We start from the raw sequence: 1,227 nt of genomic DNA on the forward strand, positions 1-1,227 counted from the left end.
GTAGATACCGTCTTGATTCCTAGTGAGCAAGAGCCAGTTTTGCGTCAAATGGCTGGCCCGATTTCAAGACGCCATAGGCGATGTTCAGCAACTTGCGCATCGCTGCGCAGACGATCTGCTTGCCAGTCTTGCCCTTCGCCCTTAACCGTTCGCCCATGGCTCTGATCGCCTCGTTGTACGTCAGGGCACTGATCGCGGGCATGAACAGGCCGGCCCGCAGGCGCGATGAGCCCGTCTTGGAGATGCGCGTCTGCCCTCGGTAACTCCCGGATTCCTGCAGCCGCGGATTGAGTCCGGCAAAGGCGGTGACGGCACGGCTGCTGGCAAAGCGCAGCGGGTCGCCTAGCTCCGCCAGGAGCAGGGCGGCGGTCTTGTCGGCGATCCCGTCGATAGTGGTCAGCAGGTCGCGCTTGCCGCGCAGATCCGGGTCGTTGTCGATGTGGTCGTCGATCGTCTTGAGGGTCTCTTTGATCTCCTGGCCGACATGTTCCAGCACTGACTGGATCGAGGCCTGTACGCTGGTATCGGCCACTTCCAGGCGGTTGCGCTCCATCTGCTGGATTTCGCGCAGGTCCTCCAGGCGCCGTACCAGGGCTTTCAAGCGCTTTACGGCAGGGGGCTCGGGTTGCCAGGGGCGCAGCTCGTCTTGGTGGCGCTCGCCGTATTCGGCGATCAGCTTGGCGTCGACCTTGTCGGTCTTCACCCGTTGCAACTGGCTGCGGGCGTAGTGAGCGATCTGTGCCGGGTTGAGGACACAGACCCGATAGCCGTGCTCCAGCAGCCACTCGGCCAGGGCTTCATGGTAGATGCCGGTGGCCTCCATCACGACCCAGGCACCGGGTTCGCTGTGTTTGTTCAGCCAGTCGCGCAAGACGGCGAAACCCGCTTTGTCGTTGGCCAGCTTGGCCTTGGTGCGGTACTTGCCGTTGGGCTGCAGGGTGGCGAGGTCAAAGGTGTGTTTGGCGATGTCGATGCCGATGACGTTGGGCATGAGTACTCCTTCCGATCCGTTCAAACGCGATCATCACTGCACCCGACCCAACCTTGTAGATGCGAGCTCGAGGCTCTGGATACCGTTCGGATTTTTCGAGTGAGTGTGGAGGGGCGGAGCACTATCTACGTTGCAGGCTCGCGGCCTAAGGGTGGATACGACTTCCAGCCCCTCCCCCGATGATCAGTCGGGGACTATTACCCCTGTGGAGGTATTAGTCGAGATACAAGGGTGGA

Annotated in this window: 1 protein-coding gene; it reads right to left on the reverse strand. The window is 61.4% G+C overall.

Annotation, left to right across the window (positions count from 1 at the left end; all coding sequences use genetic code 11):
- Nucleotides 1–19: 19 nt before the first annotated feature.
- Nucleotides 20–991, reverse strand: coding sequence for an IS110 family RNA-guided transposase (locus tag ACYJSS_RS30655; RefSeq protein ID WP_236206674.1), 972 nt, complete (start codon nucleotides 989–991; stop codon nucleotides 20–22).
- Between the last annotated feature and the right edge of the window lie 236 nt (nucleotides 992–1,227).

Source organism: Pseudomonas sp. No.21 (assembly GCF_054558415.1).